Genomic DNA, 22,139 nt, shown 5'->3' with positions numbered 1-22,139 from the left:
GAGTACCCAGGCGGCCGGAGTACAGTCTGCTGGCCGCGCCCGTGCCGGACCGGGCAGCGCGCACCCTCCTGTCTCCTCCCCGTGCCGGCCGGGTGATGCCATGACCAGTACGCAGGACCAGCCGGACACATGTGACCGGTCCGACACGCAGGACGGGCCGGATACGCAGGACCGGCCGGATACAGAGAACCGGCCCGAGAAGGCGGTCGATCCTTCCGGGACCTGGTCGTCGCCGGAGTACGCGCAGCGCGCGGAACGGATACGGCGCCGGCTGGAGAGACTCATCGGCATCGCGGCGACCGAGGGCAACTCCCTCACCGCTCTGCGCAACGGCGACGAGATCTTCGCCGCGATGCTGGCGGGCATCCGGTCCGCCGAGCACACCGTGGACATGATGACCTTCGTGTACTGGAAGGGCGAGATCGCCCGCGAGTTCGCGCAGGCACTCGCGGAACGGGCCCGGGACGGTGTGCGGGTACGCCTGCTGCTTGACGGGTTCGGCAGCAGGCTGATCGAGAAGGACCTGCTGGCGGACATGGAACAGGCCGGGGTGCAGGTGGCGTGGTTCCGCAAGCCGCTCGCCCTCTCCCCGCTCAAGCAGAACCACCGCTGTCACCGCAAGGTGCTCGTCGTCGACGAGCGGACCGCGTTCACCGGCGGGGTGGGGATCGCGGAGGAGTGGTGCGGCGACGCGCGCAACGAGCGCGAGTGGCGCGACACCCACGCCGAGGTCCGCGGGCCGGCCGTGGACGGTATCGCCGCCGCGTTCGCCCAGAACTGGGCCGAGTGCCACAAGGAGCTGTTCGACGACCGTGACCGGTTCGTCGCGCACACCCCCGAGGGCGGGGCCGTGGTGCAGGTGGTGCGCGGCTCGGCCAGCTTCGGGTGGCAGGACATGCAGACCCTGCTCCGGGTGATGCTGGAGTCGGCGGAGGAGCGCTTCAGGCTGGCCACCGCCTACTTCTCGCCGGACGCGTTCTTCGTCGAGCTGCTGTGCGCCGCGGCCCGCCGGGGTGTGACGGTGGAGATCCTGCTGCCCGGCCCGCACACGGACAAGCGGGTCTGCCAGCTGGCCGGCCAGCACTACTACGAGGACCTCACCGCCTGTGGTGTGAAGATCCACCAGTACCAGCCGACGATGATGCACGCCAAGGTCATCACCGTGGACAACGTCGCCTCGCTGGTCGGCTCGACCAACTTCAACCGCCGCTCGCTCGACCACGACGAGGAGATCATGCTCGCCGTGCTGGACGAGGAGTTCACGTCGACGCTCGACGCCCACTTCGACGAGGACCTGACCGCCAGCACCCTGATCGAGAAGGGCCGCTGGAAGCGCCGTTCCGTCGCGCAGCGGGCCCGGGAGGCGGCCGTCATCCCCATCCGCCGCTTCCTGTGACGAACGGCACGGCCGGATCCGGACGAGGGGACCGGATCGGACGGAGGGACCGGACCGGGAGGAGGGGCCGGTTCGGGCGGGGCGGCCGGGCGTCAGGCGGGCTTCTCGCCGGTCCGGCAGATCTGGTGGGCGATCTCGCGCAGCTTGACGTTGCGGTCCTGCGACGTCTTCTTCAGCACCTTGAACGCGGAGTCCTCGGTCAGTCCGTAGCGCTCCATCAGGATGCCCATGGCCTCGCCGATCTCGTGCCGGGTCTCCATGGCGTGGCTCAGCTGCTGATGCGTACGGGCCGCGGAGAAGGCCACGGCCGCGTGGGAGGCGAGGATCCAGCCCGCGCGCCGGGCTGTCTCGTCGAAGACGCCCGGCTTGTGCGAGTACACGTTCAGGGCGCCGAGGTTGTCGTCCTCGGTGAAGAGGAGGAAGCCCATCATGCTTCCCATGCCCAGCTTCCTCAGCTCGGGCGCGAAGCGGGGCCACTTCTTGTTCGGCTCCCGCAGGTCCTCGATGGCGTAGATCTGCTGACGGTCGGTCACCGCGTCGAAGCACGGGCCTTCCTGCAGGTCCTGCTGGATGCGGTCCGACCGGCGGACCACGTCGCTCGTGGCCGCCAGCGCGTGCACCTCACCCTGCCGCACCGTGAGAATGCCGGCCTCGTCGCACCCGTCGATCAGGACCTTCGCATGCTCCGCGACGCGGTCGAGGGTGCCCTGGGCGGAGTCCTGCGCCAGCAGATCCCGCGCCATCTCCGCCACGGCGATCGCGAACTGCTCCCAGACTTCCCCCGGCACCTCAGACATGCGTCACCTGCTCTTTTCGTGAAGCATCCCGGGATGCCTCGTGAAGGCCCATCTTGCCATCCGGGCGTCCGCGTCGCGCCGGGCCAGGCCTTTCGGTGCGTGCGGCACGTGAAAGCCGGTGGTGTGCGGAGGTCCGGGCAGCACTGTCCCACAAGACTCCCTGTTTCACGGGGGCGGTACCTGGTGACCCGATGGGGGGACCGAACCCCGAGAACAACACCACTGCGACCGAAGGAGGCCCCCATGGAGGGCTGGCGCGAGTACGCGGAATGCCGCACCGTCGATCCCGACCTCTTCTTCCCCATCGGTAGCACAGGCCCCGCGCTTGTGCAGATCGAGGACGCGAAGTCCGTCTGCCGGCGATGCCCCGTGCGCGAGGAGTGTCTGAACTGGGCGCTCGACACGGGCCAGAGCATCGGTGTCTGGGGCGGCAAGAGCGAGGCCGAACGACGCACCCTGCGGCGGCGCATCCGCAGCCGCACCTCCCGGGACAACACCGCGTAGCGCGGTCGGTGCGCAGGGTGACGTCCGTGGTGCGCGCGCCGCACGCGGGCCTCATCGGGCGGGATCGAGGGAACCCGTCGAGGTAACGGCTCGTCATCATTGACAGGTGTCGGCTTCCACGTCGGGGGCAGAGGGGACTGCTGAGAGCAGTTTTCCGCGCCGTACCCAGCGAGGTGAAGCAGTGGGCCCGCAGCAGGACCGAGTGTCCGGTCCCGTCGACGACACGAGCGACGAGGTGGTGGAGCCGTCCGAGGATGAGCGAGACGCCTGGGCGCGGGTACGGCGGTCCGCGAAGGGCATGCGGCACCACGAGGCGAAGGCCGCGTGGGAAGAAGCACGCAAGGCCGCCGAGGACGGTTCGCGCACCGGCCGGGACGCATTGATCGCGCAGGCGGAGACCGACGAGTGGGAGCGCGTCACCGAAGCGCTCTTCGATCACGCCGGGGCGTACGACAGCGCCGACGACCCCTTCGTCCAGGGCGAGCTGGAAGGCCGCGCACATCATGCGCCCCCGCCGCCCGGCCGCCCGTGAAGGGCGGCTCGGGGAAGTGGCCCGGAGCGGCCGCGACCCGCGATGTCAGTGCCCTGAGGAACAATGCCGAGCAGCGAGAACGTCATCGCTCCAGGCGATACGCGATCGAACCCGTCCGTCGAAAGGCCGCCCGCACATGACGCCCACTCCCCGCCGCCGTGCCGTGCCGCGAGCCTCGGACGCAGCCCCGCTGACCCTGCTGCGACCCGTCCCGCGCACGCCCGCACCCGCGCCGCTCGGCGCCGGCGGTTCCGAGGTGCTGCGGCTGATCACCGTGCAGCGCGTCCCCGTCTGCCTGACCGTGCACGCCAACGGCCGCCGCCGGTACGGCTACTGGCAGGCGGCCGCGGGCTGTTACGTGGCGCTGCCCACGGACGAGTGCGACGCGCTGCACGCGGCCGGCCGGCTCGTGCTGGGCGACCCGGTGATCGACCCCTCGAAGACGACGTACCCGGTGCGTCCCGCGGTGCGTCCCACAGCGCGCCCCGCGGTGCGTTCCGTGGTGCGTGCACCGGCGACGGCGGCGGAGGTGCCCCGGCAGGCACTCACCGCCTGACGCCGGGTGGGCCGGGCGGGGTCGCTCCTCCTCCGGTTCCCCGCGTGCTGTCTTCCGGTGCTTTTCTTCCTCGATCGCGGGGCACACGTGTCGCTGGACTGTATTTCCAGCGAGGAAGGCGCACCGCACCCATGCCTGAGACACGAGATGTCGTCGAACTCATACTCGCGGACCACCGGAGGATGGAAGACCTCTTCCGGCAGATGCGCAGTGTCGAGGCGGACCGGGAGTCCGCACTGAAGGAGTTCGCCGACCTCCTGATCGCGCACGCGCTCGCGGAGGAGACCAAGGTCTACCCCGCCCTCAAGCGGTACAAGGACATCGACGACGAGGAAGTCGAGCACGGCGAGGAGGAGCACGAGGAGGGCAACGAGGCGCTGCTCGCCCTCCTGGAGGTCGACGAGATCGGCTCCGACGACTGGGACGAGAAGCTCGAAGAGCTGGTGGAGGCCATCGCGCACCACACCGACGAGGAGGAGCGGACCATCCTCAACGGGGCGCGGGAGAACGTCGCGATGGAACGCCGGGAAGAACTGGGCGCGGACTTCCTCAAGGAGCGGGCGCACCGGCTGAAGTCCGGCTGCGGATCTGCCGACAACGTACGCGCCATCCTGAAGAAGTGACTTCCGGGACCGGCTGTACCTGTGGGTGCGGCCGGTCCGACGTGTGCCGTCGGGCCCGAACGCGTGCGGCTCCGTGAGCGGGACAAGGTCCGTACGCGGGCCGGAGGGAGCCCGGCCCTACCGGCGCCTGAGCGGCACCACGGCGGTGATGCGCTTACCGCCGGTCCTGAGCTCCGAGATGGTGATGTCACGGGCGAGACGGCAGACGATCGGCCAGCCGTGCCCGCCGGGCCGCATGAAGCCCCGCTCGTCGGCGTGCTGCGCCGGAGTGGGGAACTCCTGACTGCGGTCGCTCACCGACAGACGTACCTCCTGATCGTCCAGCGTCACCTCGAACCCGGTGACACCTCCGCCGTGCAGCATCGCGTTGGTCGTCAGCTCCGAGGCGACGAGCAGGGCGTCGCCGATGATCTCGTCACCGCCGAGGGCCTCGCGCCGCCGGGACCGACGGGCCTCCGCGAGCGCGTACCTCACCTCTTCGCGCACCTCGGCCGGATTACGGGGTCCGGAGGGGGTGGGCCGGGGCGGGACGGCCGCCGCGCCGGGGACGGACATCCGGTGCTCCCTGAGCATTTCTCGCTCCTTCGCCTGAAAAAGAAGCAGGGCCCGCCGCAAGAGCATGCGACGGGCCCTCCGCATTAGGTGATCCTCAATGACGGAATGCGTCCTTGGTCTTTTCCTTGGCCTGGCGAGCGTCTCCCTTGGACTGCTCCGCCTTGCCCTCGGCAGTCAGACGCTCGTTGCCGACAGTCTTGCCCAGGGTCTCCTTGACCTTGCCCTTGGCCTGCTCGGTCTTCGCCTTCGCCTTCTCGTTCTCGGCCACTGCGGTTCACGTCCTCACTTGTGCTTCGTCCGTGCGATCTACTGTTACGGCTGACCGGAGAGAGCCGGTCCAAACGCGGCCGTTCGAGAATTCGACGGCGTACCTCCGATCGGCCGGATCACACACGACGAAAGGAGGGGACAGTGAAATCAAGATGCGGTGATCGCGTGAAATCGAAGGGGACGCGTAAAAGATCTTCGGCGCCCGCCGTCCCCTCGGCGTACTCCGGTCCACGAGGCCGCCCTTGTCCTGAGTGCTGACAGCGCGAAACTAGGCCTGTAGATTCCTGCCGTCACGAAAATGCACAACATAGGCCGAGCCGTAGCACCGAGCTGCAGGAGGAGCCCATGCGAAGGCGCGTTCTCGGGCTTGTCGCCGTGCTGACCACGATCGTCGCCGCGGCCGGCTGCGGCTCTTCCGACTCGGGGGCGGACGGTTCGTCGTCCTCAAGCGGGAACAAGACCACACAGGTCAAGGTCGGCATCATCCCGATCGTCGATGTGGCCCCGCTCTATCTGGGACAGAAGAAGGGATTCTTCGGCAGCCGCGGTATCGAACTGAACATGGTGAGTGCCCAGGGCGGCGCGGCGATCATCCCCGGCGTGGTGAGCGGCCAGTTCCAGTTCGGGTTCAGCAACACCACTTCGCTGATGGTCGCCCAGGTCAAGGGAGTCCCGGTCAGGTCCGTGGTGAACGGCGCGGCGTCCAACGGCAAGGTCGGGGGTGACGTCACCGGGGTGGGTGTCAGCAAGGACAGCCCGATCAAGTCGGCCGAGGACCTGGCCGGACACACGGTCGCGGTGAACACCCTGCAGAACATCGGGGACACCACGGTGCGCGAATCGGTCCGGGCGGCCGGCGGCGACCCGTCGGAGGTCGAGTTCGTGGAGATACCGTTCGACCAGATGCCGGCCGCACTGGACGACGGGCGGGTGGACGCCGCGTGGATGGGTGAGCCCGCGATGACGATCGCCAAGGCGCAGGGTGCCCGAGTGGTGGCGTCGCCGTTCGCCGAGACGGATCCGAAGCTGACCGTTGCGACGTACTTCACCTCGGCCGAACTGGCGAAGCGGGATCCGGGGCTGGTGAAGAGGTTCGCCGAGGCGATGACCGAGTCGCTCCGGTACGCCACCGATCACCCCGACGAGGCCCGTCAGGTCCTCACGACGTACACCAAGATCGATGGTGATGTCCTGGCGAAGCTCACGTTGCCCGGATGGCCGGCTTCCGTGGACATGGCGTCGTTGGAGAAGCTGGCGGTGTTGGGGGAGCGGGACGGGTTGTTCGGCGACAAGAAGCCGGATCTGGAGGTCCTGTTCTCCTGAGACCGGGCCTCCCGCTACTTTTCCGAGGGCTCTGCCCCCGGGCCCCCGGGCCCCCGGGCCCCCACCGGGGTGCGGCGCCGGGTTTGTGGGGGCTCCCGTCACTGCCTCGGGGGCTCCGCCCCCGGACCCCCTGTGCGCAGTTCCCCGCGCCCCTGGGGGCCTTCCGGCCTTCCGCCCCTGATCCCCCGTGCGCAGTTCCCCGCGCCCCTGGAGGTGGGCGGGGCCGTACTCGGGAGACCGGGTGGGTTTCCCGCCCGGGGAACTCACCCGTCGTGGGGGAGGTTCTGGCGGCGTCGCGCGGCGATGTTGGCAGGCGCCAGGGCGTGACGCGGTGCCGGGTCATTCGATGCACGGGGCGCTCCGGCCGAAGGGAGCACCGGCCATGCGACGTTATCCCCCCATCGCCGACCACGGACTGGTCGGTGATCTGCAGACCGCCGCGCTGGTCTCCTCCGACGGCACGGTCGACTGGCTGTGCGCGCCCCGGTTCGACTCGCCCAGTGTCTTCGCCTCGCTCCTCGACCACCGGCGCGGCGGTCACTTCACCGTGTCCGCCGAGACCGCGCAGCCGCCCGTGCAGATCTACCTCCAGGACACCGCGATCCTGGTGACCCGCTTCCTGACGGAGTCGGGCGTCGGCGAAGTGGTCGACTTCATGCCGGTGGAGCGCCCCGAGCGGGTGGTGGGCCGGCACCGGCTCGTGAGGATCCTGCGGGTGACCCGCGGCCGGGTCCGCTTCTCGCTGGAGTGCCGGCCCCGCTTCGACTACGGCCGTGCCGCGCACCGCGTCGGCCTGGGCGACGACGCCGTACGCTTCGACGCTCCCGGCGCGCAGGCCGTGGTGCAGAGCGTCGGTCCGGTGCGGTGGAGCGGGGACGGCGACGACATCCGCAGCGAACTGGCCATGGACGAGGGGGACTTCGCCGCACTCGTCCTGACGGTGGGCGACGCCGACGACAGCCCCGTACCGCCGCTGACGGCGCCGGACGTCATGGCGTTGTTCGAGGGCACCCGGGACTTCTGGCACGCGTGGGTACGCCGCAGCCGTTACCGCGGACGCTGGCAGGACATGGTGAACAGGGCGGCCATCACCCTGAAGCTGCTCACCTACGCGCCCACCGGGGCGCCCGTCGCGGCACCCACCATGGGGCTGCCCGAGCAGATCGGCGGCGGACGCAACTGGGACTACCGCTACACCTGGGTGCGCGACGGCTCGATGTCGGTCGGCGCCCTGCTGGGCCTCGGGCACATCGAGGAGGCCCTCGCCTTCCGGGGCTGGCTCGGCGACCGGGTGAAGGCGGGCCGCACGGTCAGCGGTGAACCCCTGCAGATCATGTACCGCGTCGACGGCGACCCCGAGCTGCCGGAGGTGGCCCTGGACCACTTCGAGGGGTACCGGGGATCAGCGCCGGTGTACGCGGGCAACGGCGCCGCGGGACAGCTCCAGCTGGACATCTACGGGGAGGCCGTCCTCGCCCTCTCGCACACCGTGCACGGCGTCGGCAACGCACCGCCGTACGACGGCTGGCAGGCACTGTCCGGGGTGCTGGACTGGCTGGTCAAGGCCTGGGACCGGCCCGACGAGGGGATCTGGGAGACCCGGGGCGGGCAGAAGGACTTCACCTACAGCCGTCTCATGTGCTGGGTCGCCTTCGACCGGGGCATCCGGATGGCACGCGACTTCGCCCGGCCCGCCGACATCCCGGAGTGGACCATGGCGAGGGACGGCATCCTGCGCCAGGTGATGGAGCGCGGCTGGAGCGCCCGGCGCGAGTCGTTCGTCCAGAACTACGAGGACACCACTCTCGACGCGTCCCTGCTGCTCATGCCCTCCGTGGGCTTCATCGCGCCGAAGGATCCGCGCTGGCTGTCGACCCTCGACGCGATGGAACGGGAACTGGTCTCGGACAGCCTCGTCCAGCGCTACGACCCGCAGGCGTCCCCCGACGGACTGCGCGGCAGCGAGGGCACGTTCTCCCTGTGCAGCTTCCTGTACGTCGACGCGCTGGCGCAGGCGGGCCGGCTCGGGCCGGCCAGGTACGCCTTCGACAAGATGCTCACATACGCCAACCCCGTGGGCCTGTTCGCCGAGGAGATCGGCTCGACCGGCGAGCAGCTCGGAAACTTCCCGCAGGCGTTCACGCACCTCGCGCTCATCACGGCCGCCCTCTCCCTGGACAAGGAGATGGACGCCCTCGGCTGAACCGGGCCGCGATCGACGGGGCGGCGGCTGCGGCCCGGCGGGGTCGCCCATGGAGGGTGAGGCGCCGTCCGGGCCCGTCGCGTGCCATGGGGCAGGACGGCCGGGTACGGGCAGCCGGGTGGACGCGGTCGTCGCCCGAGAGGAGATCGACATGTCCGGTACCGGACAGGCCACGCCCCGGACGGTGCGCAACGCGGAGCGCCGGGCCCGGGCCGACTGCACCGGTGGCGTCTACGGCTCCATGCTCGCCGCCTCCGTGATCATCGGGGCCGGCACCCTGGGTTCGTTTCCGCGCCTTGAGCTGGTGCTGCTGTTGCTGCTCACCGGCGCGGTGTTCTGGATCGCGCACGTGCACGCCCAGGTCTTCGGCGCGCGTCTGATGCGGCGGAGCCTGGACCGCAAGGCCGTGCTGGGCGTGTGCCGCGACGAGTGGCCGATCGTCAAGGCAGCCGTCCCGCCGGCCGTCGTCGTGGCCGCCAGTCCCTTGCTGGGGCTGGGCATCGACGCCACCGTGTGGCTCGCGCTCGCCGTCGCCGTGGCCGGTCAGGTGGGCTGGTCCACGGCCGCGGCACGACGGGGTGGCGCCTCCCGCCGTCTGATGGCCGTCACCGCCGGGGTGAACCTGGTGCTCGGCATGCTGATCATCGCGTTCAAGCTCCTCCTGACCCACTGAACAGACCGTCGCGTGAACACACCGTCGCGCTCGGGGCGCCGTCGCGGGCGGGACGCTCTCAGAGAGTCTCGGCGCGGACCCTGCCGGAGCGGACGGCGGTGCCCAGCGCCTCGAAGTCCCGCTCGTTCTGGTCGGCGTAGGCCTGCGCGAACCCCGTGAGCGCGCGGTCGAAGCGATCGCTCCCGCCCAGGTAGGCGGCGATGGCCACGGGGTCCCCGGAACGGGCGTGCGCCCGCGCCAGACAGGCCCCGCACAGCTGCCCGAACAGGCGCAGCAGCTCCGGGTCCATGGTCTCCGGCCGGGCGATGCCCTTCCAGTCGCGCAGCTGCCGTACGTAGAAGTCCCGGCCCCGGCCGTCGAACCCCACGACGTTCGTCCAGCCCAGGAAGATGTCACTGGTCGTCTGGATGAGCCGCTGTCCCGCCACCACGCGGCGCCCCTGGTTGTCGTAGTGGTCGCCGCCCGTGTGCGCGGCGAGGACCGACTCCTGCGCCTCCTTGGCCTGCAGCAGCAGGGGATCCCCGTCGTCCCTGCCGAGCATCAGCAGGATCCAGCAGCGGGTGCCGACGCTTCCGACGCCCACCACCTTCCGGGCCATGTCCACGAGCCGGTAGTGGCGCAGCAGGTGCCGGCGCTCGGACGACAGGGTCCGCGCGTACCCGTCCACGACGGTCCGCAGCTCCTTCTCCTCGTCGGCCTCGGAGGTGTCCGCGAGGAGATCCCGCAGGGGAGTGATCAGCGGTGGGTCCGGTGTGATCCGCCTGCCCTCGGCCGTGACCCGGGTGAGCTTCTCGAAGGCCTGGAGGTGGGTGCGTGTCCTGGCCCGCTCCGAGGCGTCGGCGGTACGGCGCCTGGTCCGTTTGTCCATGGACGAGGCCAGCAGCTCCCGCATGCGGTCGACGTCGTCCTGCGCGTACCAGATGTCGAGCGTGCCCATGCCGGCGAACTGGCGCATCCGGTGCCGGTAGGCCCGCACGCAGGCCCGTACGACGCGGTTCTGCTTCTTGACGGAGAATCCGTTGGCCCGGGCGGCGATCGCGAAGCTGGCCGCCAGCCGCTTGACGTCCCATTCGAACGGTCCGGCCAGGGTCTCGTCGAAGTCGTTGATGTCGAAGACCAGATGACGTTCCGGCGAGGCCAGCAGCCGGAAGTTGAGCAGATGGGCGTCTCCGCAGAGCTGCACGGTCAGGCCGGAGTTCGGTACGGGCCCGAGGTCCGCGGCCATGATGGACGCGGCGCCCCGGTAGAAGCGGAACGGGGACTCCAGCATGCGCCCGTAGCGGATCGGCACCAGCTCGGTCAGCCGTGACCGCGACTGGCGCTCGATCACCTCGACGGGGTCGGGCCGCTCCTGCTCGGCCTCGAACCAGCCGTGGCACGAACGGGAGGCCCGCTTGCGCGCGTCCCTGCCGTACGCCGCCCTCTCGGCGGGAGGCAGGGAGGCCGTGAAGGCGATCGGTATGGCCATGGCGCGAACCTCCTGAACCGTCCGGACGGTGCTCACGAGCACCCGTGCCACACGCACCTGTACCGAGCGCCTCCCCGGGCGCCCGTACCGGGCACCCGTGCCGTCCGTCGCGCCGCGTGCCGGCGTACGTCCGCGCCCTCCACCTCATCGTCTCCCCGATCGGGCGGGATCACCCGCCGGGGGTGATCCCGCCCCGCCGGGAGGGCGCGACGCTGACGGTCGATCCACCACGCACCGCCCGGGCGGCGGTCCGTCCGCGGTGCTGTCCGGCCGCGCGAGGGGGAGCCAAGGAGGAGAGGCCATGACCGTGTCGCGTGATCCGGCAGCGCGTTCCGGACCGGCTCACCGCTCCGCCGGGGCGGCCCAGGGGGCGTCGGCCGACCCGGCGGAGGCGCTGGCGAGGCTCGGGCACTCCTGGACCTGGATCCTCGGTTCGGCGGTGGCCACCCTGGTGCCGGGCATCCTCGTACTGGTCTGGCCGGACGAGACGCTGCACGTCCTCGCGGTCCTGATCGGGCTCTACCTGCTGGTGACCGGGGGCTTCCGGTTCGTGGCGTCCTTCGCCCGCGACGACCTCGGCGAGCGGCTGCCGGGGCTGCTCCTGGCGGTGCTGTACGTCCTCGCCGGGGTGCTCTGCCTGCGGAACCCGCTGCAGACGATCGCCGCGCTCTCGCTGATCGTCGGGGTCGTCTGGCTGGTGTCCGGCATCCTCACCCTCTACACGGCCATCGTCGCCAAGGGCCTGCCCCACCGCGGCTTCCTCTTCGGCGCCGCCGTGATCGGCATCCTCGCCGGGATCGTCGTCCTGGCGCTGCCGACCGAGTCGGCGCGGGCGCTGACCCGGCTGCTCGGCCTGTGGCTCGTTCTGCTCGGACTGGTGGAGGTGGTGATCGCCTTCGCCTGGCGGGCCACGTTCGGCAAGGAGCGCGCCACGAGTGCGGCAGTCCAGGAAACCTCAGCATCCCCGGCATCCCCGGCGGCCCCGGCATCCCCGGCGGCCCCGGCCGGCGAGGCCGAGCCGACGAACCCCACCGGCGCTACCGGCCCCACCGGCCCCACGAGCTACACAGGCCCTGCCGGCCCCACGAAACCCGCCGGGACCGACTGACCCCTCACCGGCCTCCTTCGGCGGCACCTCCCGCCCTCCTCCGGCGCCGGTCCGCCGCAGTCCACGTAACCCGCGCAGCGTCCGTGACCCGCCGCAGCCTCCGTAACCCGTCGGCAGCGCGTCGCTGTCCGGGCGCACCCCTCCGAGGAGGAGCCATGGCCCCCGACGTCCCGGACGGCAACGCCGTACCGTCCCCCTCCGGCGGAGCCGAGGACCCCGGTCGTGTCCTGAGCGCCGAGGAACGCTCGGAGTACGAGCGGCTGCGCCGGGCCGCGACCCTGCGCCACCGCCGGACACGCCGGCTGGCCGCGTCGGTCCTGCTCCTGGTGGCGCTCCTGCTCGCGCCCCTGGCGGTCGTCTCGGCCTGGGTGCACGACACGGTCTCCGACACCGACCGGTACGTGGAGACCGTCGGCCCCCTGGCCTCGGACCCGGCCGTGCAGAAGGTGGTCATCAACCGGCTGACCGCCCGCGTGGTGGAGCAGGTGGACGTCGAGGCGGTGACGGCCTCGCTGACGAAGGTGCTCGCGGACGCCGACGCCCCGCCGCGCGTGGTGGCGGGCTCCGAGGCCCTCACCGGCCCACTGACCTCGGCGGTGCGGACCGTCGTGCGCCGCAACGTCGAACGCGTGGTGACGAGCGACCTCTTCCAGCAGGTGTGGGAGGGCGCGAACCGGCGGGCGCACGCCGCCGTGCTGCGCATGCTCACCGGGGAACGCGAGGGCGCGCTGCGCGCCACGGACGACGCCATCGAGCTGGACATCGGATCCGTGGTGGACCAGGTGCGCGGGCGCCTCGTCGACCAGGGCTTCGAGCGGGCCGCCCTCATCCCGGACAGCGACCGGACCATCACCCTGTTCCGGACCGCGGAACTGGCCAGGGCGCAGGACGCGATGCGGGCGCTGGACATCGTCGGCACATGGCTGCCCGTGCTCACCGTCGCCCTCGCGGCCCTGGCCGTGTGGACCGCCCCCGGACACCGGCTGATGCTGCTGATCACGGCGGTCGGCATCGGTCTGATGATGGTGGCGCTGCTCGTGGCGCTGCTCGCCATGCGCCGGGTGTACCTGGACACGGTCCCGGCCGCCACGCTGCCCCCGGACGCCGCCGCGGCGATCTTCGACACCTTCGTGCGCTTCCTGCGCGACAGCACACGCACGCTGATCGTCGTCGCCGTGATCACCGCGCTGGCCGCGTATCTGTACGGCCCGGGGCGGCCGGCCGTCGCCCTGCGCAGCGCGTTCCGGCGTGGCGCGGGTGCGGCGGGGCGGGGGCTGGGCCGGGCGGGTATGCGCGTCGGTCCCGTGGGACGCGGGCTGGCCGCCCGCCGGTCGTGGGCCACCGGCACCGTCATCGGGGCGGGCGCCCTGGCCCTCGTCCTGTGGAACCACCCGACGGTCGGCTCCGTGACGCTCGTCCTGGCCCTGGTCCTGGTGGCACTGGCGGCGGTCGCGGTGCTCGTCGCCGTCGCGGCGTCCGCACCGCCCGGGGACGGCGCGGTGTCCGGCCATGCGACCCCGTGAACCGCGGCCGGAACACCCGGGCGCCCCGCCCCGGGGTACGCGGCCGGTCCTCTCACCCGCTCCGGGTGAGGCCGTTGGCGCTTTGACCCGGGCACGCTGAAAATGGTGGAAAACGGCTGGGCACACGCCCAGGACGGAGGAAAGTCATGTACCTCGCCTACGACTATCCGCTCATGAGCGTCTTCTGGTCCATGCTGGTCTTCTTCCTGTGGATCATGTGGTTCGTCCTGCTGTTCCGGATCATCGTCGACATCTTCCGGGACGACGACATGAGCGGCTGGGCCAAGGCCGGCTGGCTCGTGTTCGTGGCTTTCCTGCCGTTCCTCGGCGTCTTCGTCTACGTGATCGCGCGGGGCAAGAACATGGGCCACCGCGAGGTGGCGCAGGCGCGTGCGCAGCAGCAGGCCTTCGACTCGTACGTGCGGGAGACCGCCCGCGGCGCGGACCGGCCGAGCAGTGTCGACGAACTCGCCAGGCTGTCCGAGATCAAGGCCCGCGGGGACATCACGGAGGAGGAGTTCCACCGGGCGAAGGAGCTGGTGCTGAGCGGCTCCGGCACCTCGGGACGGACGGGCGCCACGCATTCGGCGGCCGGCCGCTGACGGCAACGCACGACACTGAGACGAGGCATCGGTATGACTGCGACACACGCCGGCCAGACGCACACGCACTCGGCCAAGCGGCACTGGGCCGAAGGCCTGACGGTCTTCGCGGCCATCATGCTCATGATCGCGGGTGTGCTCGACATACTCCGGGGGATCATGGCGGTCGCCGAGGACGACCTCTTCGTCAACACACCCAACTACATCTTCGAGTTCGACCTGACGTCATGGGGCTGGATCCATCTCGCCCTGGGTGCCGCGGCCGTGATCGTCAGCATCGGACTCTTCCAGGCGTCGACCTGGGCGAGGGTCGCCGGCATGGTCATCGGCGGACTCATCATCATCGGCAACTTCCTCTCGATGCCGTACTACCCGGTCTGGTCGATCGTGATGATCGCCTTCTCGGGCTTCATCATCTGGGCCCTGAGCGTGGTCCGGGAGGAGGACTTCGACGAGTCGTTCACCACGCCGCCGCGGAGCCGGTGAAGGAGCCTCGGCGGTGAAAAAGCTCCAGCTTTGAAGGAGCTCCGGCGCGGGCCGTGAACCGCGCGGCCCGCGCGGAAACCGTATGTGCCGGTAGGTGGTCCGGTCGTCCCGGGGGGAGGCGACCGGACCACCTACCAGCGCGTGCGGCCTGCGGACCGACGAGTGCGATACGGCGTACCGTACACTGACACGCATGCCACGGAACTCCCCGTCCCTGGACCGCGCGACCCCCGACCGGATCGCCGAGAGCGCCCTGCGGCTGGTCGACGAGTCCGGCCCTGCGGCGCTGACCTTCCGCGCGCTCGCCGCCCGGCTGGGCATCTCCCTCGCCTCCCTCCAGCGCCGCTGCACCGACCTGGCCGGACTGCTGGACCTGTGCACGGACCACCTGGCCGCCCGGCTGCCCGAGATCGAGCCGGGCACCGGCTGGGCCGAGGCCACCGAGACCCGGTTCACCGCTCTGTACCGCCTCCTGTCGGCGCATCCGGGCCTGGTCGCACTGCGGGGCGCCCGCCCCTGGCTCGGCCCGAACCTGCTGGCCCGGCTCGTCGAACCGCAGCTCGCGGACAGCCTCGCGGCCGGGATGACCCACCGGGAGGCGATCACCGTCTACCGACGGATCTATCTGCTCACCCTCGGCAGCGCGAGTTTCGTGGACCACCGCGACCCCCAGGGCACCCAGGCGCTCACCCGCACCGCCCTGGCCTCCCTCGACCCGGCGGACCATCCGGCGCTGACCGGCGACGTGGCGGCGATCCTGCCCGTCCTGACCGACCACGAGGTCTATTACGGGGCCCTGCGCCAGCTCGTCACCGCCGCCGACCCGGCGCGCACGGCCCACCCCAGCACCCCACTCAGAAAGTCAGGACCCACGGCATGAGCAACAGCACGACCGCCGCCGCCCGTACGTTCAGCAGCGACAACGCCGCCGGCGCCTCCCCGGAGATAGTCGACGCGGTGGTCCGGGCCGCCGCCGGCCCGGCCTCGCCCTACGGCTCCGACGACATCACGGCCGGTGTCCGCGGCAAGCTGTCCGAGATCTTCGAACGCGACGTCGACCTCCTGATCGTCTCCACCGGCTCCGCCGCGAACGCCCTGAGCCTGGCCGCGCTCACCCCGCCCTGGGGCAGCGTCCTGTGCCACCGCGACAGCCACATCAACAACGACGAGTGCGGGGCGCCGGAGTTCTACACCGCGGGCGCGAAACTCGTACCCCTCGGCGGCGACGACGCCAAGATCGACGCCGGCGAACTCCGCGCGGCCGTCCGCAACAAGGCCGGGGACGTGCACAGCGTGGAACCCTCCGTGGTGAGCGTCACGCAGTCCACCGAGACCGGCTCCGTCTACTCCCTCGACGAACTGCGCACCCTCGGCTCGATCGTCAAGGAGCCGGGTCTGCGGTTCCACATGGACGGTGCCCGCTTCGCCGGAGCCGTCGCGGCCCTCGGCGCCCACCCCGCCGACCTGACCTGGCGGGCCGGTGTCGACCTGCTGTCCTTCGGGGCCACCAAGAACGGCACGATGACCGCCGAGGCGATCGTCGTCTTCGACCGCTCCCTCACCCCCGAACTGAGCTTCCGCGCCAAGCGGGCCGGTCAGCTCGCCTCCAAGATGCGCTTCCACGCCGCCCAGCTCGACGCGTACCTGACGGACGGCCTGTGGCTGCGCAACGCGACCCACGCCAACGCCATGGCCGCCCGCCTCCAGGACGGCGTCAAGGCCATACCCGAGGTGGACCTCCTCGGCGCCGCCGAGGCCAACATCCTCTTCTGCCGGCTGCCCCGGCAGGTCACCGAGGGACTGCTCGCCGAGGGCTACGCCTTCTACCACGACCGCTGGGAGCCCGGCGTCGTCCGCTTCGTCACCTCCTTCGCGACGACCCCGCAGAGCGTCGACGACCTCCTCGACACCATCCGCCGGTACGCCGTCTGACGCGGCGGCAGGGACCGGGGCCCGGCCTCAGTCGCCGCGGTGACGCCAGTACCAGACACCCGCGGCGACGAAGGCGCAGAAGAACGCGACGGGCAGGATCAGCCCGGGAATGCGGGCCGCGCTCACGAGGCCGCCCCCAAGAGCGCCCGGACCGATGCGGCGATGGTTCCCATACGTGTGCGACTCCGCTGTGGTGGGGGTACTGGGGACGCCGGAGCACTGTGCGGCGTACCGGGAGCGCGGGAGCCGGGTGCGGGCCGCGCGCCCCGGACGGCGTCGGCCCCATGATGGCGCAACCGACCGGGATCCGGCCCGTTCCGGACGTGGCCGGATGTGTGTGCGATCATCTCCCGTTCGGCTCCGGTCGCCGGACGGACGACTTGAGGAGACATACGCGATGGGCACCGCCGTACACGTCCCGCAGACCCGGGACATGATCGGGGAGGAACTCTCCGGCGACGAGGCACTCACCGCGCTGCGCCGCTACGGAGGCCGGCGCCTCCTGGTGGACGCGTTCTCCCGCTTCCGCTACGCCGACGGCTTCACCAACGCGCGCTCCCTCGCCTTCCAGGTGGTCCTCGGCATGGTGCCGTTCACCATCGCCCTGGTCGGGGTCGCCACGACCGTCCACACCGAGAGCATCGGACGGATCATCGAACTGACCCTCGGCCGGATCGTGCCCGGCGCCAGCGCCGACCTGGTCGAGGAGGCCCTGGACAAGACCGCCCGCAGCGCCGGGTCCGGTATCTGGGGGGCCCTCGCGATGTGGCTGGGCCTGGCCTTCGCCGTGCTCAACCTGGCCTCTGCGATGGGCCAGGTCGAGCGGGGCGCCAACCGGATATACGGCATCGAGCGCGATCGCCCGTTCCTGGTCAAGTACGGCCGCTCGCTGCTCCTCGCCCTCACCGCGGGCATGCCCCTCGTGCTGGGGTTCCTCGTCCTGGTCGCCGGTGACGCGGTGGGCGAGTCGGTGGTGGAGGCCTTCGGCTGGTCCCGGGACAGCCTCGCCTGGTGGGGGCCGCTCGAAGTGCCCCTGGGCGTGGTGCTGGTGTGGGTCGCCTCCGCCGTCATCTTCCGCTGGGCGCCGCGCCGGGACCAGCCCGGCTACACCTGGCTGGCCTTCGGCTCGGCGGTTCATCTGGTGCTGTGGGTCGCGGCCACCTGGCTCCTGGCGCTGTACGTCGCCAGGAGCGGGTCGTTCGGTGCCGTCTACGGTCCTCTCACCGCGTTCGTGGCCCTGCTGCTGTGGGCCAACCTGACCGCTGTCGCGCTGTTCCTCGGAGTCGCCTTCGCCGCCCAGCTGGAAGCGGCCCGCGCCGGCATCACCGACGCCGTGGAACCGGACCCGGGCTCCGGCCCCTGACCGAGGGGACGGCGAGGGGCCCCTGCGGGGTACCGGCGCCCGGCGGATCGTCACCGCCGCCGGGCCACCGGATTCTCGGTCCGGTGGTCGTAGTACGCCCATACGGAGACCGCCACCAGCGCGGTGACCGCGACCGCCACCACACGCACCACGCCCGAGGTGGTGAAAGCGACCAGACCGGTCGCCGCACCTCCGCACAGCATGATCGTGCGGCTCACGAGACGCTGCCGGGGTGTCTGCGGCTCCTCGCGGTCCTTGAGGTCGTGCAGGGCGTCGTGGGCCGGATGCCCGGAGCCGCGCCGGGCGCGCGCCCGGTACGCCAGCGCGTAGCTGATCAGCGCGTACAGAGCGAGGGCGCCCAGGGCCCAGAGCCAGCCTTCGGGGTCCCCGCCGCCTCCACGTGCCAGATACATGACACATCTCCTCCCGTTCGGCTTCCGGATGCCCCTGAAACCCCGGGGCACGCGGGACGCCTGCCACGAGCCGATGGAAAAGAACGACGCAGAACCCTAGGGACCGACTGGACGGTATGTCATTCTACGGAGCAGCCGAGCCGACGCCCCGGGAGAACGCGATGCAGCAAGCCGTACGGTCCCGAGCCGAGCTGGGTCACGGACCGCCGTCCACCGCGCTGTCGCGTGCCCCGAGGATCCGTTCGCTGATCGACGCCGACGCCCTGCGCGTCCTGCACAGGTCGGCCCGCGTGCTCCTGAACAACCTTCCCGAGCTGACCGACCGGCTGGTGGCGGCGCTGCGGGAACGGGAGCCCGCCTACCGCAGCACCCTGGAGAGCGATCCCGTGGGCACCTGGCAGGAGGTGCACCGCTCGCTGAGGCACAGTGTCAGCTCACTGCTCGACCCGCGCGGCGCCCGGGACGCCGCACTGCGCTGCTCCTCGAAGATCGGCGCCTCGCGCGCCGAGCAGGGGCTGCCCCTGGACGCGCTGCTGCACGCCTTCCGGCTCGGCGGCTCCCTGATCTGGCAGTCGCTGGTCGAGGAGACCTCGCGGACCGCCCCCGAGGACGTCCGCCTCCTCGTCCATGTGGCGGCCGACGTGTGGAACTTCGTCGACGAGCACTGCACCCTCGTGGCGGACGTCTACCGCAAGGTGGAGCGGCAGCACGCCTGGCGCCAGGAGCACCGGGTGCGCCTGCTGACCGCCGCCCTGCTCGACGGTACGAGCCGGATCGCGGACGTCGCCGAGACGGCCGAGGCGCTGGACCTGCCGGAACAGGGCCGGTACGCCGTGATCGCCGTCGCGGGCGGACGCCAGGCGGGCCGTACCTCCGTGCCCGGCGCGGTCGTCCCGGCCGGAGCACGCGTGTACTGGCACACGGGGGTGGAGGTCGACCACTGCATCGTCCTGGTGGGCGACGGCGACGGCGGGGAGGACGAGCCGACGGTGGGCCTGACCGCCCCCGCGGGAACGAGGGTCGGGGTCGGACCCGTCGTGGCGGGCCTCGCCGCGGTCGGCGACGCCCGCAGGCTGGCGGACATGGCCCTGAGCATGTGCGCGGACGACGGCGGCACCGTACGGCTGACCGAGCAGCTGCCGGCCGCCCTCGTGATGTCGTGCCCGGAACTGGGCGGCGCGCTGGCCGAGCGGGTCCTTGGACCGCTGCTGCGTCTGGAGCCGTCCGACCGCGACATCCTGCTGGACACCCTGGCCGCGTGGCTCGACTGCGACGGCTCGGCGCAGCGGGCGGGTGCCCGGCTGTACTGCCATCGCAACACGGTCCTCAACCGGCTGAAGCGGTGCGAGCAGCTGACCGGGCGCTCCCTCGCCCGCCCGGCGGACATGGTCGAGTTCAGTCTCGCGCTGACCGCCAGGCGGCTGCTGCGCGATATGTGACGCCGCACCGGATACGTGACACCCGATCAGATACGGGACGTGCGATGCGTGATGCCCCGTATGTGATCGTTTGAAAGTTACCTCAGGGTATGGCGTGACTTCTCACGGGGGTGCCAGTAGAACCCGTTTCACTCTATGGAGAGTGAGGAGCCGCGCATGAACGACGATTCCCCACGTGGGACGGGCCTGAGAGGTGTGTCCCGGCGAAGATTCATCACTGGAACTGGTTCTTTTCTTGGCTCGGCCGCGCTCGCCGGGCAACTGACTCCGGCGCACGCCGCCACCCCGGCCGCGGCGGCGGTGATCGAACCGGGGGCCCATGTGCCCGCCCTCGTGATCGGTACCGGATACGGCGGCTCGGTGGCCGCTCTGCGCCTGGCCCAGGCAGGCGTCGACGTCCACATGATCGAGATGGGCATGGCCTGGGACACCCCCGGCTCCGACGGCAAGATCTTCGCCAACACGACGAGCCCGGACCACCGGTCCTACTGGCTGCGGACCAGGACGAAGCAGCCGCTCAGCAACTTCCTCGGCTTTCCCATCGACAAGGACGTCCCCCGCTACACCGGCATCCTGGACGCCGAGGAGATGGGCGGCATCATCGTCTACCAGGGCCGTGGAGTCGGCGGCGGTTCGCTGGTCAACGGAGGTATGGCGGTCACTCCGAAGCGGGAGAACTTCGCCGCCGTCCTGCCGTCGGTCGACGCCGCACAGATGTACTCCGTCTACTACCCGCGCGCCAACGCGGGCCTCGGGGTCGGCACCGTCGACCCGACGTGGTTCGAGACCGCCGACTGCTACCAGTACGCGCGGGTCGGCCGTAAGCACGCGCAGCGTTCGGGCTTCCCGTTCGTCTTCGTGCCCGACGTGTACGACTGGGACTACATGGAGCAGGAGGCCGCCGGGACCGTACCGAAGTCCGCACTCGCGGGCGAGATCCTCTATGGCAACAACTACGGCAAGAAGTCCCTGCAGAAGACCTACCTCGCCAGGGCGAAGGCGACCGGACGGGTCTCCATCTCCCCCCTGCACAAGGTCACTTCGGTCGCCCCGGCCACGGGTGGCCGCTACACGGTCGTCATCGACCAGCTCAACACCACCGGCGGCACCACGGCCACCAAGACCGTCACCGCGGACCGGGTGTTCTTCGCGGCCGGCAGCGTCGGCACCAGCAAGCTCCTGGTCAGGCTGAAGGCCACCGGCGCCCTGCCCGGCCTCAACAGCGAGGTGGGCAAGGGCTGGGGCGACAACGGCAACGTGATGTGCGGCCGCGCCAACCACCTGTGGGACCCCACGGGTGCCGTGCAGTCGTCCATCCCCTGCTCAGGCATCGACAACTGGGCCGCGGGTGGCGCCTTCGCCGAGGTGGCCCCCCTGCCCACCGGCATCGAGACCTTCGCCTCCTTCTATCTGTCGATCACCAAGAACCCCCACCGCGCCCAGTTCTCGTACAACGCCGGGACGGGCAACGTCGACCTCAACTGGCAGACCGCCTGGAAGCAGCCGTCCATCGACATGGCCAAGACGATCTTCGACAAGATCAACGCCAAGGAGGGCACGATCTACCGGACCGACCTGTTCGGCACCTACAAGATCTGGGGCGACCACCTCACGTACCACCCCCTGGGTGGCGCGGTACTCAACAAGGCGACGGACAACTACGGCCGCCTGCACGGACATCCGGGCCTGTACGTCATCGACGGCGCGCTGATCCCGGGCAACACCAGCGTCAATCCGTTCGTCACGATCACGGCGCTCGCCGAACGCAACATCGAAGAGATCATCGCGGCCGACCTGTAGCGACGGGCGGGCCACGCAACCGGGGCCGCCCGGCCTCGCCGGACGGCCCCGGACCTGCCTGGCGCCTCGGCTCAGTGCCCCGGCAGTACGCACATGGCGTCGAGCCCGAGGACGCGGTTGAGCCGCCCGAACGCCAGCCACGAGCCGAGGCTCATGGTGAGTTCCACGATCTCGGCCTGGCTGTAGTGCGCGGTCATCCGGCCCCAGAACTCCTCGTCGAGACCGTGATGGTCCAGGGCGTACCGCTCCGCGTACTCGGCGGCCAGCCGGGTCCGCTCGTCGAAGGCGTCGGTCGTGCGCCACTTCGCCACCGCGTCGGCGAACTCCTCCTCGACCTTGAGCCCGTCCCGCTCGGTCCGCCAGTCCAGGCAGAACAGGCAGCCGTTGATCTGCGCGGTCCGCAGCCGCGCGGCCTCGAACTCGCGCAGTCCCAGGGTCGTATGCGCGTAGACGGCCAGCGAGAAGTCCGCGGCGGCGGGCCCGATGCCGGGGACCATCTCGCCCCACACGTACTCGATCGCGTTCCTGCCCTCGGGAATGTCGACGTTCATCCGGGACTCCTTCGCGTGCGCG

At 70.9% G+C, this 22,139-nt stretch carries 22 protein-coding genes and 1 pseudogene; 17 read left to right on the top strand and 6 right to left on the bottom strand.

The window, feature by feature from the left end; translation table 11 throughout:
• The first annotated feature begins 100 nt into the window (after positions 1–100).
• The gene (locus C6Y14_RS03980) at positions 101–1,396 is read left to right on the top strand and encodes a phospholipase D-like domain-containing protein (RefSeq protein WP_107014994.1); all 1,296 of its coding nucleotides are present in this window, start codon (positions 101–103) and stop codon (positions 1,394–1,396) included.
• Positions 1,397–1,488: 92 nt separating this feature from the next.
• Here the strand turns inward: C6Y14_RS03980 and C6Y14_RS03975 are convergent, their stop codons facing one another.
• Positions 1,489–2,193: a GAF and ANTAR domain-containing protein gene (locus tag C6Y14_RS03975; protein WP_107014993.1), complete on the bottom strand. Its 705-nt coding sequence runs from the start codon at positions 2,191–2,193 to the stop codon at positions 1,489–1,491.
• A 243-nt stretch (positions 2,194–2,436) separates the two neighbouring features.
• Between C6Y14_RS03975 and C6Y14_RS03970 the strand changes: the two genes are divergently transcribed.
• The 4 genes from C6Y14_RS03970 to C6Y14_RS03955 all read left to right on the top strand — a co-directional run bounded on the left by C6Y14_RS03970 (position 2,437) and on the right by C6Y14_RS03955 (position 4,408).
• Complete coding sequence (locus C6Y14_RS03970) at positions 2,437–2,697, top strand: WhiB family transcriptional regulator (protein ID WP_107014992.1); 261 nt, start codon at positions 2,437–2,439, stop codon at positions 2,695–2,697.
• A 181-nt stretch (positions 2,698–2,878) separates the two neighbouring features.
• On the top strand, positions 2,879–3,229 hold the full coding sequence (locus tag C6Y14_RS03965) for a hypothetical protein (protein ID WP_159074159.1): 351 nt from the start codon (positions 2,879–2,881) through the stop codon (positions 3,227–3,229).
• Between the two features lie 136 nt (positions 3,230–3,365).
• A complete protein-coding gene (locus C6Y14_RS03960) occupies positions 3,366–3,785 on the top strand; it encodes a hypothetical protein (protein ID WP_225890870.1) in 420 nt (139 codons plus the stop codon).
• Between the two features lie 131 nt (positions 3,786–3,916).
• Positions 3,917–4,408 (top strand): hemerythrin domain-containing protein, encoded by a 492-nt coding sequence (locus C6Y14_RS03955; protein ID WP_107014990.1) that lies wholly within the window; start codon positions 3,917–3,919, stop codon positions 4,406–4,408.
• Between the two features lie 117 nt (positions 4,409–4,525).
• Here C6Y14_RS03955 and C6Y14_RS03950 read toward each other — a convergent pair whose 3' ends face one another.
• Positions 4,526–4,981, bottom strand: coding sequence for an ATP-binding protein (locus C6Y14_RS03950; RefSeq protein ID WP_225890869.1), 456 nt, complete (start codon positions 4,979–4,981; stop codon positions 4,526–4,528).
• A 76-nt stretch (positions 4,982–5,057) separates the two neighbouring features.
• The gene (locus tag C6Y14_RS03945) at positions 5,058–5,231 is read right to left on the bottom strand and encodes a CsbD family protein (RefSeq protein WP_107014989.1); all 174 of its coding nucleotides are present in this window, start codon (positions 5,229–5,231) and stop codon (positions 5,058–5,060) included.
• 347 nt (positions 5,232–5,578) lie between these two features.
• On the opposite strand from C6Y14_RS03945, the gene C6Y14_RS03940 reads away from it, so the two are divergent.
• The 3 genes from C6Y14_RS03940 to C6Y14_RS03930 all read left to right on the top strand — a co-directional run bounded on the left by C6Y14_RS03940 (position 5,579) and on the right by C6Y14_RS03930 (position 9,432).
• Positions 5,579–6,556 (top strand): ABC transporter substrate-binding protein, encoded by a 978-nt coding sequence (locus C6Y14_RS03940; protein WP_107014988.1) that lies wholly within the window; start codon positions 5,579–5,581, stop codon positions 6,554–6,556.
• 382 nt (positions 6,557–6,938) lie between these two features.
• A complete protein-coding gene (locus C6Y14_RS03935; RefSeq protein ID WP_107014987.1) occupies positions 6,939–8,759 on the top strand; it encodes a glycoside hydrolase family 15 protein in 1,821 nt (606 codons plus the stop codon).
• Between the two features lie 151 nt (positions 8,760–8,910).
• Positions 8,911–9,432, top strand: coding sequence for a hypothetical protein (locus C6Y14_RS03930; RefSeq protein WP_107015182.1), 522 nt, complete (start codon positions 8,911–8,913; stop codon positions 9,430–9,432).
• A gap of 58 nt (positions 9,433–9,490) precedes the next feature.
• Here the strand turns inward: C6Y14_RS03930 and C6Y14_RS03925 are convergent, their stop codons facing one another.
• The gene (locus tag C6Y14_RS03925; RefSeq protein ID WP_107014986.1) at positions 9,491–10,900 is read right to left on the bottom strand and encodes a DUF2252 domain-containing protein; all 1,410 of its coding nucleotides are present in this window, start codon (positions 10,898–10,900) and stop codon (positions 9,491–9,493) included.
• A gap of 301 nt (positions 10,901–11,201) precedes the next feature.
• On the opposite strand from C6Y14_RS03925, the pseudogene C6Y14_RS03920 reads away from it, so the two are divergent.
• From C6Y14_RS03920 to C6Y14_RS03890, 7 genes and pseudogenes are all read left to right on the top strand, one after another.
• Positions 11,202–11,834 (top strand): annotated as a pseudogene (locus tag C6Y14_RS03920) (HdeD family acid-resistance protein); the annotation flags it as partial.
• Positions 11,835–12,163: 329 nt separating this feature from the next.
• Positions 12,164–13,531: a hypothetical protein gene (locus C6Y14_RS03915; protein ID WP_107014985.1), complete on the top strand. Its 1,368-nt coding sequence runs from the start codon at positions 12,164–12,166 to the stop codon at positions 13,529–13,531.
• Between the two features lie 146 nt (positions 13,532–13,677).
• On the top strand, positions 13,678–14,133 hold the full coding sequence (locus C6Y14_RS03910) for an SHOCT domain-containing protein (protein WP_107014984.1): 456 nt from the start codon (positions 13,678–13,680) through the stop codon (positions 14,131–14,133).
• 33 nt (positions 14,134–14,166) lie between these two features.
• Positions 14,167–14,619 carry a DUF7144 family membrane protein gene (locus C6Y14_RS03905; RefSeq protein WP_107014983.1) on the top strand — a complete coding sequence of 151 codons (453 nt, stop codon included), beginning with the start codon at positions 14,167–14,169 and terminating at the stop codon, positions 14,617–14,619.
• A 193-nt stretch (positions 14,620–14,812) separates the two neighbouring features.
• A complete protein-coding gene (locus tag C6Y14_RS03900) occupies positions 14,813–15,499 on the top strand; it encodes a TetR/AcrR family transcriptional regulator (RefSeq protein WP_107014982.1) in 687 nt (228 codons plus the stop codon).
• A complete protein-coding gene (locus C6Y14_RS03895) occupies positions 15,496–16,551 on the top strand; it encodes a threonine aldolase family protein (protein ID WP_107014981.1) in 1,056 nt (351 codons plus the stop codon). The genes C6Y14_RS03900 and C6Y14_RS03895 overlap by 4 nt, the downstream gene beginning before the upstream one ends.
• 397 nt (positions 16,552–16,948) lie before the next feature.
• Positions 16,949–17,914 (top strand): YihY/virulence factor BrkB family protein, encoded by a 966-nt coding sequence (locus tag C6Y14_RS03890; RefSeq protein WP_107014980.1) that lies wholly within the window; start codon positions 16,949–16,951, stop codon positions 17,912–17,914.
• 50 nt (positions 17,915–17,964) lie between these two features.
• Here the strand turns inward: C6Y14_RS03890 and C6Y14_RS03885 are convergent, their stop codons facing one another.
• On the bottom strand, positions 17,965–18,327 hold the full coding sequence (locus C6Y14_RS03885) for a hypothetical protein (RefSeq protein WP_107014979.1): 363 nt from the start codon (positions 18,325–18,327) through the stop codon (positions 17,965–17,967).
• A gap of 161 nt (positions 18,328–18,488) precedes the next feature.
• Here C6Y14_RS03885 and C6Y14_RS03880 point away from each other — a divergent pair, with 161 nt between their 5' ends.
• Both C6Y14_RS03880 and C6Y14_RS03875 read left to right on the top strand, forming a co-directional pair.
• Positions 18,489–19,766, top strand: a complete 1,278-nt coding sequence (locus C6Y14_RS03880) for a PucR family transcriptional regulator (RefSeq protein WP_107014978.1) — start codon at positions 18,489–18,491, stop codon at positions 19,764–19,766.
• Positions 19,767–19,922: 156 nt separating this feature from the next.
• On the top strand, positions 19,923–21,566 hold the full coding sequence (locus C6Y14_RS03875; protein ID WP_107014977.1) for a GMC oxidoreductase: 1,644 nt from the start codon (positions 19,923–19,925) through the stop codon (positions 21,564–21,566).
• A 71-nt stretch (positions 21,567–21,637) separates the two neighbouring features.
• On the opposite strand, the gene C6Y14_RS03870 is transcribed toward C6Y14_RS03875, so the two are convergent.
• Positions 21,638–22,117, bottom strand: a complete 480-nt coding sequence (locus C6Y14_RS03870; RefSeq protein ID WP_107014976.1) for a carboxymuconolactone decarboxylase family protein — start codon at positions 22,115–22,117, stop codon at positions 21,638–21,640.
• Between the last annotated feature and the right edge of the window lie 22 nt (positions 22,118–22,139).

The organism is Streptomyces dioscori (genome assembly GCF_003024195.1).
GTDB lineage: Bacteria > Actinomycetota > Actinomycetes > Streptomycetales > Streptomycetaceae > Streptomyces > Streptomyces dioscori.
The sequence above is the reverse complement of the archived record's forward strand: the minus strand, read 5'-3'. Positions and strand labels throughout refer to the sequence as shown.